This is a genomic window from Pseudomonas mosselii (assembly GCF_003205295.1).
In the GTDB taxonomy this organism is placed as follows: Bacteria; Pseudomonadota; Gammaproteobacteria; order Pseudomonadales; family Pseudomonadaceae; genus Aquipseudomonas; species Aquipseudomonas mosselii_B.
Window position 1 is genome coordinate 39929 of sequence record NZ_QJRP01000021.1, and the last position, 16185, is coordinate 56113.

8 protein-coding genes are annotated in these 16185 nt (G+C 65.9%); 6 read left to right on the plus strand and 2 right to left on the minus strand.

Annotated features, from left to right (window positions below; genetic code table 11):
- Positions 1 to 26: 26 nt before the first annotated feature.
- The 3 genes from DMX06_RS18720 to DMX06_RS18730 are packed head-to-tail and all read left to right on the plus strand — an operon-like array spanning position 27 to position 3619.
- Positions 27 to 1931, plus strand: coding sequence for a sensor histidine kinase (locus DMX06_RS18720; protein WP_110738815.1), 1905 nt, complete (start codon positions 27 to 29; stop codon positions 1929 to 1931).
- Positions 1928 to 3256, plus strand: coding sequence for a sigma-54-dependent transcriptional regulator (locus DMX06_RS18725; protein ID WP_110738816.1), 1329 nt, complete (start codon positions 1928 to 1930; stop codon positions 3254 to 3256). The genes DMX06_RS18720 and DMX06_RS18725 overlap by 4 nt, the downstream gene beginning before the upstream one ends.
- A gap of 27 nt (positions 3257 to 3283) precedes the next feature.
- Positions 3284 to 3619, plus strand: coding sequence for a GlpM family protein (locus tag DMX06_RS18730; protein ID WP_110738817.1), 336 nt, complete (start codon positions 3284 to 3286; stop codon positions 3617 to 3619).
- A gap of 47 nt (positions 3620 to 3666) precedes the next feature.
- Here the strand turns inward: DMX06_RS18730 and DMX06_RS18735 are convergent, their stop codons facing one another.
- Entirely contained in the window at positions 3667 to 4662 is a 996-nt protein-coding gene (locus tag DMX06_RS18735; RefSeq protein ID WP_110738818.1) for an alpha/beta fold hydrolase, read from the minus strand.
- Between the two features lie 257 nt (positions 4663 to 4919).
- Here DMX06_RS18735 and DMX06_RS18740 point away from each other — a divergent pair, with 257 nt between their 5' ends.
- Both DMX06_RS18740 and metR read left to right on the plus strand, forming a co-directional pair.
- Complete coding sequence (locus DMX06_RS18740) at positions 4920 to 10274, plus strand: hypothetical protein (protein ID WP_110738819.1); 5355 nt, start codon at positions 4920 to 4922, stop codon at positions 10272 to 10274.
- A 111-nt stretch (positions 10275 to 10385) separates the two neighbouring features.
- Entirely contained in the window at positions 10386 to 11303 is a 918-nt protein-coding gene (gene metR, locus DMX06_RS18745) for a transcriptional regulator MetR (protein ID WP_110738820.1), read from the plus strand.
- Here the strand turns inward: metR and DMX06_RS18750 are convergent.
- Positions 11287 to 11700, minus strand: a complete 414-nt coding sequence (locus tag DMX06_RS18750) for an NUDIX hydrolase (RefSeq protein WP_110738821.1) — start codon at positions 11698 to 11700, stop codon at positions 11287 to 11289. The two genes, metR and DMX06_RS18750, sit on opposite strands and share 17 nt — an antisense overlap.
- Before the next feature lie 139 nt (positions 11701 to 11839).
- Between DMX06_RS18750 and DMX06_RS18755 the strand changes: the two genes are divergently transcribed.
- On the plus strand, positions 11840 to 16123 hold the full coding sequence (locus tag DMX06_RS18755; protein WP_110738822.1) for a DEAD/DEAH box helicase: 4284 nt from the start codon (positions 11840 to 11842) through the stop codon (positions 16121 to 16123).
- The last annotated feature ends 62 nt before the right edge of the window (positions 16124 to 16185 follow it).

Sequence of the window (16185 nt, forward strand, 5' to 3'; positions counted from 1 at the left end):
ATGCTGGTCGTGACAAGGCCACTGTGATGAAATGCGATCCTTCGCTCCTTCGCCCTGCCCAGCCTGCCGTGAAATCCCGTCTGATCCGCCAACTGCTTGTCCCGCCCCTGGTCATCCTGCTGATGGTCGGGCTGGGCTTTGCCGGCTTCCTGATCAGCGAGAGCAACGGCATCCGCACCCTCAGCGAGAACGGCGAGCGCCAGCTCGAGCTGCACGCACGTACCGTCGAGAGCGAAATCAGCAAGTACACCTACCTGCCCAGCCTACTGGAGCTGGAGGACAGCGTCTCGCGCCTGCTCACCGACCCCGAGGCCGGTGATCGCCAGGCCGTCAACGAATACCTCGAAGGCCTGAACCGGCGCAGCCGCAGCCGGGCGATCTTCGTGCTCGACACCAACGGCCGGGTCCAGGCCACCAGCAACTGGCGCGACGCCGACTCCTTCCTCGGCGAGGACCTGGCGTTTCGCGCCTACTTCCAGGTCGCCGTGCGCGGCGAGCCGGGACGCTTCTACGGCATCGGCAGCACCACCGGCGAAGCTGGCTACTACCTGGCCCACGGGCTGGAGGAGCACGGCAAGATCATCGGCGTGGCGGTGATCAAGGTGCGTCTGGACACCCTCGAGGAGCGCTGGCAGCGTGCCCGCCTGGAAGCCTTCGTCAGCGACGAGAACGGCATCATCATCCTCTCCAGCGACCCGGCCCGGCGCCTGAAATCGGTACGGCCGCTGACGCCGCAGATCAAGGAACGCCTGGCGCGCAGCCTGCAGTATTACTGGTGGCCGCTCAACGAACTGCAACCGCTGGCCCGCGAAACCCTGGCCGACGGCGTGGAGAAGCTCACCTTCCCGGCCAACAGCGAGACCGATCAGGGCAAGCAGCGTGAAGTGTCCTACCTGGCCCAGACCCGCCGCCTGGTCGACACCCCCTGGCATTTCACCCTGCTCACCCCGCTGCAGGACCTGCGCCGCGAATCGATGATGCAGGGCATCCTGGTGGGCGTGGCCTTCGCCCTGCTGGCGATCCTGGCCATCGCCTGGAACGAGCGGCGCAAGGTGATCGCCACCCGCCTGGCCGCCCGCGAGGCGCTGGAAGAAGCCAACAGCCAGCTGGAGCGCAAGATCACCGAGCGCACCGTCGACCTGCGCGCCAGCAACGAGCGGCTCAAGGGCCAGATACGCGAACGTCGGCACGCCGAGCAGACCCTGCGCCACGCCCAGGACGAACTGGTCCAGGCCGGCAAGCTGGCAGCCATCGGGCAGATGTCCACCAGCATTGCCCACGAGCTGAACCAGCCGCTGGCAGCCCTGCGCACCTTGTCCGGCAACACCGTGCGCTTCCTCGAACGCGGCGCACTGGAAACCGCCAGCGCCAACCTGCGCACCATGAACGACCTGATCGACCGCATGGGCCGCATCACCGCCAGCCTGCGCTCGTTCGCCCGACGTGGCGACGATAGCGGGCAGGCCTCGCTGGAAAAGGCGGTGGAGGCCACCCTTCAGGTGCTGGCCAACCGCATCAGCGCCTGTCATCTGCAACTGCACCGACAGTTCGACGACCAGCTGCTGGCCATCGACCAGACCCGGCTGGAACAGATCCTGGTCAACCTGATCGGCAACGCCCTCGACGCCATGGCCACCCAACCCCTGCCGCAACTGTGGCTCGAAGGCGAGGTACAAGGCGACAAGTACCGCCTGCGGGTGCTCGACAACGGCCACGGCATCGATGCCGAGGCACGCAAGCACCTGTTCGAACCCTTCTTCACCACCAAACCGGGCGAGCATGGCCTGGGTCTGGGCCTGACCCTGTCGGCGAGCCTGGCCACCGCCGCCAAGGGTACACTGAGCGTCGAACATCCTGCCGGTGGCGGCACCGCGTTCGTGCTTGCCCTGCCCCTGGTCACGCCCCCTAGCGAATTGGCTGAGCCTCTATGAAACAAGCACCTCTCACCGTCCTGATCGTCGAAGACGACCCGCACGTGCTGCTCGGCTGCCAGCAGGCGCTGGCCCTGGAAGACATCGCCTGCGAAGGCGTCGGCAGCGCGGAGCAGGCCCTGGAGCGCATCGGCGACGATTTTGCCGGTATCGTCGTCAGCGATATCCGCCTGCCGGGCATCGACGGCCTGGAACTGCTCAACCGTCTCAAGGCCCGCGACCGCAGCCTGCCGGTGGTGCTGATCACCGGCCACGGCGACATCGACATGGCGGTCGGCGCCATGCGCAACGGCGCCTACGACTTCATGGAGAAACCCTTCTCGCCCGAACGTCTGGTCGAGGTGGTGCGCCGGGCCCTGGAACAGCGCGGCCTGTCCCGCGAGGTATTCGCCCTGCGCCGCCAACTGGCCGAACAGAGCAGCCTGGAAGGGCGCATCATCGGCCGCTCGCCGGCCATGGAGCAGTTGCGCGAACTGATCGCCAACGTCGCCGACACCTCGGCCAACGTACTGATCGAAGGCGAGACCGGCACCGGCAAGGAGTTGGTCGCCCGCTGCCTGCATGACTTCAGCCGGCGTCAGGGCCAGCCGTTCGTGGCGCTGAACTGCGGCGGCCTGCCGGAAAACCTGTTCGAAAGCGAGATCTTCGGCCACGAGGCCAATGCCTTCACCGGCGCCGGCAAGCGCCGTATCGGCAAGATCGAGCACGCCAACGGCGGCACGCTGTTCCTCGACGAGGTCGAGAGCATGCCGGTCAACCTGCAGATCAAACTGCTGCGCGTGCTGCAGGAGCGCACCCTGGAACGCCTGGGCTCGAACCAGAGCATCCCGGTGGACTGCCGGGTGATTGCCGCGACCAAGTCAGACCTTGCCATCCTGGGCCAGAGTGGCCAGTTCCGCAGCGACCTGTACTACCGGCTCAACGTTGTAACCCTGGAACTGCCGCCGCTGCGCGAGCGTCGCGAAGACATCCTGCAACTGTTCGAGCACTTCCTGCAGCAATCGGCGCTGCGCTTCGACCGCGAGGCGCCGGAGCTGGACAGCCAGACCCTGTCGCGGCTGATGGCCCACGACTGGCCGGGCAACGTGCGCGAGCTGCGCAACGTCGCCGAGCGCCATGCCCTGGGCCTGCCCGCGTTCAAGAAGGGCCCCAGCGGCGGCGCCAGCCAGGGCCTGGGCTTTGCCGAGGCGGTGGAGGCGTTCGAACGCAACCTGCTCAGCGACGCCCTGCAGCGTACCGGCGGCAACCTCAGCCAGGCCAGCCTGGAGCTGGGCATGGCCAAGACCACGCTGTTCGACAAAGTGAAGAAGTACGGCCTCGGCTGATCGGCAACCTGACCCTGGAAGTTCAACGTGGACCTGGTATTCAAAGCGGCCCTGGGCGCCGGCGTGGTGGTGCTCCTGGCAATCCTGTCGAAGACCCGCAACTACTACATTGCCGGCCTGGTGCCGCTGTTTCCCACCTTTGCCCTGATCGCCCACTACATCGTCGGCAAGGGACGGTCGCTGGAAGACCTGAAGACCACCATCCTGTTCGGGATGTGGTCGATCATTCCGTACTTCGTGTACCTGGCGACCTTGTATGTGCTGGTCGACCGCCTGCGCCTGGAAGCGTCGCTGGCACTGGCCACGGTGGCCTGGCTGGTGGCGGCGACGGTGCTGGTAAGCCTCTGGGTAAGAATGCACTGAGCGTACCGCGGGGCTAACGTGGGAGCGGGCTTGCCCCGCGATGGGCTCTAGAGCCGGGCGATATGCGTGACATCCTGCCGATGCGCCTGCAGGTAGGGTAGGACTGCCCCCAGCAACGGCGCCTTGAACGGCTCCTGGAAACGATGCGCCAGCCCCGGAATCAGCCGCAACTGGCTGCCCTGGATATGCGCCGCCAGATGCACCCCGTGCATCACCGGCAACAACGGATCGGCGGTGCCATGCACCACCAGCGTCGGCACCCGTAGCTGGTTAAGCAGTTCGACCCGGCTGGGCTCGGCAAGGATCGCCATGATCTGGCGCTTGACCCCTTCCGGATTGAACGCCCGGTCATAAGCCACGGCGGCTTGCTCCAGCAGCACGGCACGGTCGTCCCGCACATCGGGGCTGCCCAACGCCGCCAGCAGGTCGGCCTGCTGCTCGATGGCCACCTCGCGGCTCGGCGCGCTGCGCCGCGCAAGCAACTGCACCAGCGCCGGATCCGGCGCCGGCAGGCCAGCGGCGCCCGAACTGGACATCACCAGGGTCAGGCTGCTTACCCGCTCCGGGGCCATGGCCGCCAGGTGCTGGGCGATCATGCCGCCCATGCTCACCCCCAACACATGGAACTGGCGGATCTCCAGGGCATCCATCAGGCGCAGGCCGTCACCGGCCATATCGGTGAGGGTATAGGGCGCCGACACCTGCAGGCCCAGCTTGTAGCGCAACAACTCGATGGTCAGGTTCGCCGAGGCCGGCAACTGGTTCCAACGTGACAGCCCGACATCGCGGTTGTCATAGCGGATCACCCGAAACCCCTGGAGGCACAGGGCCTCGACCACATCGTCAGGCCAGTGGATAAGCTGCCCGCCCAGGCCCATGACCAGCAGCAGCGCGGGATCGCGCGGCGCGCCGATGCTCTGGTAGACCAGGCTCAGCTCACCTAGCTCGGCACGTTGCACCGGCACATGAACGTCACAGCGGCCACCGGCGAAAGTTGCCGGCACGCTGACCATCAGAAAGAAGAAAAGTAGTAAAGCCCGCATGAAAAGAAACACCAGAATGCAAATCCCCAGTAGAGCGCGAGTCTGATGAAATCCATTCAAGCGCGCTGCCACAGTTCAGTGACAATTTGATGAACCCTGCCGAGCGGTAAGCGACGAGCATTAACTAACACCTGCGGTGCTCCTGGTGGACGCTCAATTGCCAGGCCAATTCCGGCCTCAAGCAACGGTGTCATCGCCCCATGAACATTATCCCCAACACGCCCGCCTTCGAGCCTGCGAGCGCGCGATTTTCTTTTATGGAGAGCCCCGCGGCGCATGTCGCCGTCGAGCAGTGGCGAACCCTGCTCGCCACCTTCAATGGCCTGCTGGACAACGCACCAGGGGTGCGCGAAATCATGCGTACCCTGCTCGCCGACACGTTCAAGGTGGATCCCGACATCACCGGCCTGGTGTTGCGCACCGATGACGACTTCGCCTTTATCAGCCTCACGCACCTGCATGCCTTCGTCCGCCATCACCCCACACCACCCAGTGATCTGGACACCGTCGCCGAGGTGCGCGGGACACCGGATGTCGGCCCCGTCCTTGCCAAGCTGCGCCCTAGCGAGCTGTACGCACGGCTGGCGACAGTGGATGCATCCCGCTCGGTCCGCGAGCGCTGGAACACCTACTGGCAGGCCCGTGCCGCCGGCACGCCTCTCAGCCGCCAGGAGCACGCCAGGAAACAATATGTCGGGCATTTCGACGCGGCACTGAAGATTGCCACCCTCGAGCAGGCATTGAGCGAGGCACAGCTGCGCCCAGTACAGACGGTGGTGGACAATCCAGAATGGCGGGTCAAGGACGGCCAGCAGGTTTGCATCCAGAGCCTCGTCGGACACCCCGGAAGCCTGGTCTTCAGTCTTGCCGACGAGCCCGCGCGCGTGCTCTATCGTCCGGCCGGGCAGCCCGTCTTCAGCGGCTACGAAAACCAGGCCAGGCTCGAAGCGGCACTCTCTCCCGGCACACCTACCGACCTCAAGTACCTCACGCTCGATGGCATTGCCGATGGTTTTACCGCCCTGCTCGACGAACTGCTGGCCGCCACCCTGGAAACCCTGGATCACGACCCGGGGGCCGACATCAGGCAGCATGCCGAGTTCGCGCTGAGCCGCGCGGACGACCTGAATCTCCAGCGGCGCTCGCCCGGCGTATTCGCCAGCCCCCCCGTACTTGAAGCGGACACCGAGGACGACAGCCAGCCTTCGCTCTTCGATTTCGGGGCCCTCACCAAGGACATTCCCCACTCGGTGCGCTCACGCCAGGTCAACGACCAGCTCGAACGGCTGTCGAGTCTGGACGAAGCGACCTTGCAACAGCTCAGGAACCACGAGTCCAGCCTGCAAACCGCGCAAGACAATGCCCTGGTGGCGATCGATGCGCATTTGCAATCCCCGCGCTGGCATTCCGACGCGGCAGCTGTCCTCCCTTCCCGCGAGCTGGTCGACGCGCACTTCAAGGCAATGCGTGCCCATGGGCAGATCCAGCATCTGCTTGGCCAGATCGACGCGACCGAACTGGGCTGGATCGAGGCATTGACCCACCGCAATGACACCGCGGGCTCGGTCGCCTGCCCAAAGCTCGAGCAGACCGAGCCGCCTGCCACCGATGTCGACAACACGCACCGCCTGATGGACGCATTGGTGATCACCCATCCTTCGGCATTGGACGCCCGCCCCACAACCCGGAGCCTGCTGATGTATTGGGCAGGTGAACACGGCGGACTGCTGCGTTGCCCCGACCAGACCGCGCTGGAACAGTGCCTGGGCGTCAGCAAGGACAATGGCCAGTCGCTGAGCTTGCAGCCAATCAGCGGCGATGCCATGGCGCAAAGCCTTGCCCACAAGTTCGCCTCGGCACGTCAGAGCTGCGCACGCATTCTTCAGGACGAGGGCATTCACGCGCTCAAACAGGCGTTACCACGCATCAGCCAGGCATTGAAGTCGGACCTGCAGGTTCCAGGGCACGCCGCCAGGGCCGTCGCCCATGGCCTGCTCGAAGAACAGTCACATGCCGTGAAACTGGCCGGGGCCGCGCCCTCCTGGCTGAAAGCCATGTCGACCACCACTCGACAAGCACTGGTGGAGGTGCTCAAGCGCTACATCAGCGCCATGCGCAGCAGCCGTGCACTGCTCGCGCGCGACTTGCCAGTTCGGGAAGCGTTCTGCCGGGCATTGATCAACCGAAAGTTGAAGGAAGATTTCGATACCGACGACGCCGGTCAGATCTACCTGGACCTTCCCATACGGGTTATCTCGCAGAAGGATCCGATCGTCGGCAGCGGCGCGCAGGGCGTTCCTGCGAAGCTGAAGGATACCCCCAGCCAGGAACGTACCCAGGTACCCTTGCAGACGGTGCTGCTAGAGAACATTGATACCGAGATGGCCCGTCGTTTGCCGTTCCTGAAGGTGCAGGTCGCCTCCGCCAGCGCCGACACCGTGCGAGTCCTGACATCAGGCCTGACCTCCAGTTACGTCCAGGGCCTGGCGACGGCCCTCGATCTGGCACAAGCCTACGAAGACCGGATCCGCCAGGCGTTCCTGGGCCTTGACGAGACAGAGCATGCCTGGGCATACCGCCGGGAAACCTTGCTCGAGCCCGTGCGGCTGATGCTGCAGATCCAACGGCTGCTCTTCCATGAACGCGGTTACCTGGATGACCAGAGCCAGACCATCCTGGCCCTCGCCAGCGAAGGCCGGTACCAGGCCGACGGGCACGACATACGCCTGCTCGCGGCCCGGCTGACCAGCGGTGGCCCGGACACGGCGGACCAGCCCGTCACCCTGTCCGGCGTCACCTTCATCGAGGACCAGGCCAGTGGCGTTACCCTGCTCTATCAGACCGACCATCCCTCCAGTCCGGTACGCCAGCACCCCAGCCTGGAGGACGCGCGCCTGAGCCTGTACGACCGCAGCAAGATCGAGCAAGAACAGGAGTATCTGATCAGTCGCGCACTGCTCGGCAATCCCGACGCCCACAGGTCGCGCCTCGCCCAGGCCCACACCAATCGCTTCAGCGGCATCATCGGCCTGGGCGCACAGTGGCCCGCCAGCACATCCCTGGCGCAATTGCTGCTCGATAGCGAAATGGGCCGGCTGATCGAGGCGAACCGTGCCACCTCTCGCTCCAGCCGCGACCTGTGGCAGGAGAATTTCACCTACCAGAGCGGCATGGTTTTCAACTACCTGAAAATGGCCTTGGGTTTCATTCCCTTCGTCGGCACCGCCATCGGCCTCTACGATGTGGTCGACGCCATGCACCGGGCGGCCAAATCCTTCACCCAAGGTGAAATTGCCCATGGCCTGGACGAGCTGGAAAACGCGATCACCTCGCTGATCGACGCCGCGATGGACCTGGTGAACGGCGTGGGCTTCAGCCCCAGCGCAGCCCTGCGCACCAGCAAGCAACGACAACTGCGCCAGCTCAAGGGCCACAAGCCAGGCAGCCACTACCTCTCTACCGCAGCCGGGCAACGCCTGAAACGCCTGCGAGGGTACGAGTACGATCAACCGCTGTCGCTGCATGGCTTGCCATGCGCCACCTCGGGACGTTGGCGCGGTGTGTACCGAACCGGACAAGGGGATTTCATCCTGATCGAAGGCACCCCCTTCCAGGTCGAGTGGGATGCCACCCTGCACACCTGGCGCCTTAGCGGTAATACCCGATCCTCCTGGAAGATGGCGGTCGGCCTGGATGAACTGGGACGCTGGGACACCCACTTCGCCTTGCACGGCGTTCATGTGCGCGGCGCCGGAGGTGGTGGTGGACAAGCCGCCAGCCACATTGCCGACACCTTGGATCCGCTCTGGCCTGCCGCCATCAAGGCACGACTGCCGCTCTGGTGGCGTGATCGGACCTACCGTTTGCGCAAGCAGCTGCAGGACTCGATCAGTGCCCGCACACACACCCTGAGCAAGCTCGGCAAGGACCTCGAGTCGAGAACGGCAGCGGAAAATGCCATGGACGATACAGTGCTAAGGTCGAGCCTGATGCGCTACATCGACGAGGCACGCCGTAATCATGCCGACTACGAAGGGCTTCAAGGCGTTTCGAGCAGGGCAAGACGAAGCGAGGCGAAGAAACTGGCGAGCGAGATGGCCGAAGCGATCTGCGAAGGCAACTATCACCTGCGGGTTCACGCGCACAAGCGCTTCCTCAGGCACCTGGAGGAGATCAAGCAGCTCATCGACACGCTTCAGGGCGTCTCCGGCCAGCTCACCCCCGACCTCGAACGGCCGCGGATGGTGGCCTTGACCTCGCAGATGCTGCAGCTGCGTCGACGGATGCGGGAGATTCGCCAGAGCACACTGATCGAGGTGGATGAGCTGAGCATGCGCTTGGAACAGTTGCGGCACTGGGAGGCCAAGACCGCCCGGCCTCGCAAGCGCCTGAAGCTGTTCGACGCCATCGACAACGATCTGATGCGCCTGACCCGCCCGGCCCTGGACTACCTGCTGATCAGTCAGCTCACCGCGCTGATCACGCGGGCACCGGCAACGCTGGATCTGTCGTGGGTCAAGTTGCAGAAGCTCATGCACGATCCGCTGATCGAACTGGACCGTGCCCTCCATGCCCTCCATCAACTGCCTGGCGTGCACTCCAGCAAGCATCAGCGACAGGATATCCTGGGCACCGCACTGGGCAAGATCGACGGCTACCGAAGCAAGCTGCGCTATTGGCAGGCGAGCTACGGCCAGTTCTTCGACACGGCGTCGTTCGAACGGTTGAAGAGTGTCCTGAAGCGGCACACCGAGCACTACCGCATGCTTGTGCGAGAGCCAAGCCCGACACCTCGCTCACCAACCCGACAAGCCGATGCAAGCACACAGCGAGTCTTCGAGACCACGGACAACCACTACCTGATCGGCGAACCGCGCCGACAGGCCAACGAATTCCGGATTACCGGGCCGAGCGGGCATACCGAGATCTACATCGAGTCCGCCCCGGGCAAGTTCACCCTGAGCAACCCACTTGCGTCACCCAGGTCCAGGGCCGCGACAATGGCGGAGCTCGAGGCTGAAGCCAATCGGCACCTCGATGGCCTTGCCGGCTATCGCCAGCAGATCGAGCGCTATGCCCGCACAGGCATGGACGGCGCCAGCCTGGAGGACCTGATGCGCTTCAAGGCCCAGGATTTGAACGACCTTGCCAGTCAGATCAACGCCATGGACGCCTCCGCTGCGCTGCTTGCCAGGCTGCGCCGGGAAGTAGCGTCGCTCATGGAAGACGGACGCAAACTGCATGTCCGCCAATACATGACGAGCCATCGCCCCACCGCGGCCATGCTTGGCTACCTCCTGGACCAGCAGGCCGTCGATATCGAGCGTATCGGCAGCCTTGTCCCCCTGGGCAAACGGCTGGACGGTCGCCAGGATTTCCTCCAGGAATTCGTGGTGCGTGATCTCACCCAGCAACCACCGGCCGACCTCTGGTTCGCTCACTTCCATTTCAGCAAGGCACAACCGCGATTCACCGAGTTCGAAGCGGCTCACCTGAAGATTCCGGCGCAACGCTACCTGGGCGGCGAGTGGCAGGCGACCCACGTCGAGGACATCTGGCGAGGCGAGATCGGCCGCCCCATGGCCGTGCGGCATTTCCAGCCGTTGTTCTGACCATCGACAGGGCATCCCCAGGGATGCCCTGTTTCCCGTCCAGGCGCATCGACAACCGCGTGAACATGAGAGAAACTCAACATCCCCTGCCCTCGTGTCCCGGAGTTTGTCGTGCTCGAAATGCGTCACCTGAAAACCCTTCATGCGCTGCGTGAGGCCGACAGCTTGGTGGAGGCCGCCGAGCGCCTGCACCTGACCCAGTCGGCGTTGTCGCACCAGTTCAAGGAGCTGGAGGAACGCCTGGGCCTGCCGCTGTTCGTGCGCAAGACCAAACCCATCCGTTTCACCAGCGCCGGCCTGCGCCTGCTGCAACTGGCCGACGCCACCCTGCCGCTGCTGCGCGGCGCCGAGCGCGACATCGCCCGCCTGGCCGGTGGCACCGCCGGACGCCTGCACATGGCCATCGAGTGCCACAGCTGCTTCCAGTGGCTGATGCCGACCATCGACCAGTTCCGCGATGCCTGGCCGGAGGTGGAGCTGGACCTGGCCTCGGGCTTCGCCTTCGCCCCGCTGCCGGCCCTGGCCCGTGGCGACCTGGACCTGGTGGTGACCTCCGATCCGGTGGACCTGGCCGGCATCACCTACGTGCCGCTGTTCACCTACGAGGCCATGCTCGCCGTGGCCAACCAGCATGCGCTGGCCGGCAAGCCATTCATCGTGCCCCAGGACCTGCTCGACCAGACCCTGATCACCTACCCGGTGGAACGCGACCGCCTGGACATTTTCACCCGTTTCCTGGAGCCGGCCGACATCGAGCCGGCGGCGGTGCGCACTTCGGAGCTGACGGTGATGATGATGCAACTGGTGGCCAGCGGCCGGGGCGTGTGCGGCATGCCGCACTGGGCGCTGCACGAGTACAGCTCGCGGGGCTACGTGAAGGGCAAGCGCCTGGGCGAAAAAGGCTTGTTCGCCACGCTCTACGCGGCGGTGCGCACCGACATGCTCGATGCACCGTACATGCGCGACTTCCTGCTGACCGCCAAGGACACCTCGTTCGCCACCCTGGACGGGGTCAGCGCGGTGCGTTGAGGCCTTCGCGCCACAGCGGCAGGATCAGGTCGCGGGTCAGTGGCGCCAGGTCCAGGTCCGGCGTCTGCTCGGCGCTGAGCCAGGTCACCTCTTCGATTTCCGCCGCTGGGGTTACCGTCTCGGTGCATTGGACGCGAAACAACTCGGCCTGCACCTCGAAACCCGGTTCGTTGGCGGCCGGGGCGCTGAAACGGCCCAGGTGGATGGCCTGCTCCGGATCGACGCGCAGGCCCAGCTCCTCGTGCAACTCGCGCACCAGCGCCTGGGCCGGCGACTCGCCTGCATCGATCTTGCCCCCGGGCTGCATGAACGCCTGGGTGCCGCGCTTGCGCACCAGCAGGGTGCGGCCTTGCGCGTCGATCAGCAGGGCGGCGGCGATGCGGATGGTGTTGGACATGGTGGACTCACGGGCGGATGAAAGGGCGCAGGATACCTGACAGGGCCCTGTCGCGGGGAAAGCCCGCTCCCACGAGTACTCGGCAGGGGCAGACGAACGGCCCCTTGCCAATCCGCCGGCAACCCGCCATAACCATCCCATGAACCTCCCCGCCCACCAGCACCCGGTGCTCGGCCTGTTCCACCCCGCCGTCGCCACCTGGTTCCGCCAGCGTTTCACCACGGTCACCGAGGCCCAGGCCGGCGCCTGGCCGTTGATCCATGGCGGCCAGTCAATGCTGCTGGCCGCGCCGACCGGCTCGGGCAAGACCCTCAGCGCCTTCCTTGCCGTGCTCGACGAGCTGTTCCGCCAGGGCCTGGCGCAGGGCGGCGAACTGCCGGCCCAGACCCAGGTCGTCTACATCTCGCCGCTCAAGGCGCTGTCCAACGACATCCGCCTGAACCTTGACGCACCGCTCGAAGGCATCAACCGGCAGATCGAACAGCTCGGTCTGAAAGCCCCGCGCATCACCACCGCCGTGCGCACCGGCGACACTTCGCAGAAGGAGCGTGCGGCCATGCGCAAGCTGGCGCCGCACATCCTCGTGACCACGCCGGAATCGCTCTACGTGCTGATGGGCTCCGCCTCGGGCCGCGAGGGGCTTGCCTGCGTGCACACGGTGATCGTCGACGAGATCCACGCGCTGGCCGGCAACAAGCGCGGCTGTCACCTGGCGCTCACCCTGGAGCGCCTGCAGACCCTGGCGGGTCGGCCGTTGCGGCGCATCGGCCTGTCCGCCACCCAACGCCCTGTGGAGCGCGTGGCGCGTTTTCTGGTCGGGCATGAACGCCCCTGCGCCATCGTCGATATCGGCCATGCCCGCCATCGTGACCTGGCCCTGGAGGTGCCACCCGTGCCGCTGGGCGCGGTGATGGCCACGGATGTCTGGGAGCTGGTCTACGACCGCCTCGCCAGCCTCGCCCGCGAGCATCGCACCACCCTGGTGTTCGTCAACACCCGGCGCCTGGCCGAGCGCCTGACCCGCCACCTCGGCGAGCGCCTGGGCAACGACGCCGTGGCCGCGCACCACGGCAGCCTGGCCAAGGAACATCGCCTGGCGGCCGAGCAACGCCTCAAGGGCGGCGAACTGCAGGTACTGGTGGCCACCGCCTCGCTGGAACTGGGCATCGATATCGGCGAGGTCGACCTGGTCTGCCAGATCGCCTCACCGGGTTCGATCGCCGCCTTCCTGCAGCGGGTCGGGCGCTCCGGCCACCAGGTCGACGGCGTGCCCAAGGGACGCCTGTTCCCCACCTCACGTGACGACCTGATCGAGTGTGTCGCCCTGCTCGACTGCGTGCGCCGGGGCGAGCTGGACGAACTGCACATCCCAGCGGCGCCTCTGGATGTGCTGGCCCAGCAGATCGTCGCCGAAGTCAGCAACCAGCCCTGGGAAGAACGGGCGCTGTTCGACCTGCTGCGCCGGGCCAGTCCCTATGGCGAGCTCGACGAAAGCCACTACCAGGCCTTGCTGCGCATGCTCGCAGAAGGCTTCAACGGCCGCCAGGGTATTCGCAGCGCCTACCTTCATCGTGATGCGCTGAACCACACCCTGCGCGGTCGACGCGGCAGCCAGCTGACTTCCCTGACCAGCGGCGGCACCATCCCCGAGACCGCCGACTACGCGGTGCTGCTCGAACCCCAGGCGCTGAACATCGGCAGCGTCAACGAAGATTTCGCGGTGGAGAGCATTGCCGGTGATATCTTCCAGCTGGGCAACGCCTCCTATCGCATCCTGCGGGTCGAGCCTGGCCGGGTACGGGTGGAGGACGCCCACGGGCTGCCGCCGACCATCCCGTTCTGGCTGGGCGAGGCGCCGGGACGCAGTGACGAGCTGTCCGCCGCGGTGGCCCGTCTTCAGCAGCGGCTCGACCAGCAGTTGCAGGTCGGCGATAACCCGCAGGCCCGTGCCTGGCTGCAAACGACCTACCTGCTGGATGAGGCCTGCGCCGAGCAACTGCTCGACTACCTGTGCCGTACCTGGCAGGTATTGGGCGCCCTGCCCTCGCAGCAGACGCTGGTGATGGAACGCTTCTTCGACGAGTCCGGCGGCACCCAGCTGATCATCCACTCCCCCTACGGCAGCCGGATCAACCGTGCCTGGGGCCTGGCCCTGCGCAAGCGCTTCTGCCGCACGTTCAATTTCGAGCTGCAGGCGGCGGCCAGCGAAGACGCCATCGTGCTGTCGCTGTCCAGCAGCCATAGCTTCGAGCTGGACGAGGTATGGCGCTACCTGAACAGCCGCACGGCCGAGCCGATCCTGGTCCAGGCCCTGCTGGACGCGCCGTTGTTCGGCGTGCGCTGGCGCTGGAACGCGGCGGTGGCTTTGGCCTTGCCGCGCCATGTGGGCGGACGCAAGGTGGCGCCGCAGATCCAGAGAATGAAGAGCGAAGACCTGGTGGCCGCAGTGTTCCCCGACCAGATCGCCTGCCTGGAGAATATCGTCGGCGAGCGGCAGATCCCCGACCACCCCCTGGTGGAGCAGACCCTCGACGACTGCCTGCACGAGGCCATGGACAGCGAGGGATGGCTGGCGTTGCTGCAGCGCATGGAAAACGGTGAGGTGCGCCTGCTCAGTCGCGACCTGCCGGTCCCCTCACCGTTGGCCTCGGCCATTCTCAACGCCCGGCCCTACACCTTCCTCGACGACGCTCCGCTGGAAGAGCGGCGTACCCAGGCCGTGCTCAACCGACGCTGGAACGACGTGCACAGCGCCGACGACCTGGGTGCGCTGGACGGCGACGCCATCACCGCAGTCCAGGCCGAAGCCTGGCCACAGGCGGACAACGCCGACGAAATGCATGAGGCGCTGATGAGCCTCGGCGCCATTACCCAACCTGAAGTCGAGGGCAATCCCGGTTGGCCGCAACTGCTGCTGCGACTGGCCAAGGCGGGGCGCGCCTGTCATCTGGATGCCGGGGAGCGACGCCTGTGGTTCGCCCGCGAGCGCCTGCAGGCAATGCTGATCCTGTATCCCGACGCACGCCCGAATCCGGACGTTGCGGTGTTGCCGGGCTTCGCCGATCCGCCCGACCTCGACACGGCCCTGGTCGAGTTGCTGCGCGCCCGGCTCAGTGGCTTCGGTCCGTTGACCTTGGCCGAGATCATCGAACCGCTTGCACAGGCAGCGGGTAATGCCGAACAGGCGCTGGCCCGCCTGGAAGGCGAAGGCTATGTGATGCGTGGCCACTTCAGCCCAGGCCAGACTGGCCTGCAGTGGTGCGAGCGGCACCTGCTGGCACGCATCCACCGCTACACGGTCAAGCGCCTGCGCCAGGAAATCGAGCCGGTCAGTCTGCAGGACTTCCTGCGTTTTCTGTTCGACTGGCAGCACCTGGGCGGCGAAACCCGACTGCGCGGGCAACAGGCGCTGAGCGAAGTGCTCGCCCAGTTGCAGGGTTTCCCAGCTGCCGCCAGGGCCTGGGAAAGCGACCTGCTGCCGGCACGGATCAAGGACTACAGCCCGCACTGGCTGGACGATGCCTGTCGCAGCGGCCAGTGGGCCTGGAGCCGGCTGGCCTCCACACAATCAGCCAGTACCCTGACCAGCACGCCACTGGTGCTGCTGCCGCGCGAACACCTGGGGCTGTGGCGCAGCCTGGCGCCCACACCAGACCTCGAGCAATTGGGCGCACGTGCGCGGCGGGTGTTGCAGACGCTGCAGGAACAAGGCGCACTGTTCTTCGATGAGCTGGCCCAAGAGGCCCACCTGCTACCCAGCGAGCTGGAGATAGCCCTGCAGGAGCTAGTCGGTTCGGGCCTGGTCAGCGCCGATGGTTTCAGCGGCCTGCGTAGCCTGATCACACCCGCGGCCAAGCGCACTTCGCGCAACAGCCGCCGCGGCCATCCTGCGCTGTCGAGCAGCATGGTTCACGCCGGACGCTGGGCGCTGCTGCGTCGTTCGAGCACCGCCGTGGACGTGGACCTACGCCTGGAACATGTGTCTCGCAGCCTGCTGCGCCGTTACGGTGTCGTCTGCTGGCGCCTTCTGGAGCGCGAGAGCGATGTGCTGCCACCCTGGCGTGAGCTGTTGCGCTGCTACCACCGCCTCGAAGCCCGCGGCGAGATCCGTGGCGGGCGCTTTATCGCCGGGCTGGCGGGTGAGCAGTTCGCCTTGCCCGAAGCGGTAGGGCTGTTGCGCCAGGTACGCAGACGCTCGCCGCAGGGCGAGCTGGTGGTAGTCAGTGGCTGCGATCCGTTGAACCTGGTGGGTACCTTGTTGCCTGGGGCCAAGGTACCGGCGGTGGCGGGCAACCGGGTGCTGTACCGGGAGGGTGTCGCGGTAGCCACTCGCGTGGCGGGCAAGTACCAGTTTCTTGTCGATGCGCCAGCCACCGAACAGGCGCAATGGCGCCAGCATCTGTTGCGCGACACACCACCTTAGAAAATCGTACAGAGTACGCCTGGCAGCATCACCAACGTGGGAGCGGGCTTGCCCCGCGATGG

What these genes read in the sequence shown, in the direction of transcription:
- DMX06_RS18735 (WP_110738818.1), bottom strand. Translation starts at nt 4,662, where the DNA reads ATGCGGGCTTTACTACTTTTCTTCTTTCTGATGGTCAGCGTGCCGGCA.
- DMX06_RS18725 (WP_110738816.1), top strand. Translation starts at nt 1,928, where the DNA reads ATGAAACAAGCACCTCTCACCGTCCTGATCGTCGAAGACGACCCGCAC.
- DMX06_RS18740 (WP_110738819.1), top strand. Translation starts at nt 4,920, where the DNA reads ATGGAGAGCCCCGCGGCGCATGTCGCCGTCGAGCAGTGGCGAACCCTG.
- DMX06_RS18750 (WP_110738821.1), bottom strand. Translation starts at nt 11,700, where the DNA reads ATGTCCAACACCATCCGCATCGCCGCCGCCCTGCTGATCGACGCGCAA.
- DMX06_RS18755 (WP_110738822.1), top strand. Translation starts at nt 11,840, where the DNA reads ATGAACCTCCCCGCCCACCAGCACCCGGTGCTCGGCCTGTTCCACCCC.
- DMX06_RS18720 (WP_110738815.1), top strand. Translation starts at nt 27, where the DNA reads ATGAAATGCGATCCTTCGCTCCTTCGCCCTGCCCAGCCTGCCGTGAAA.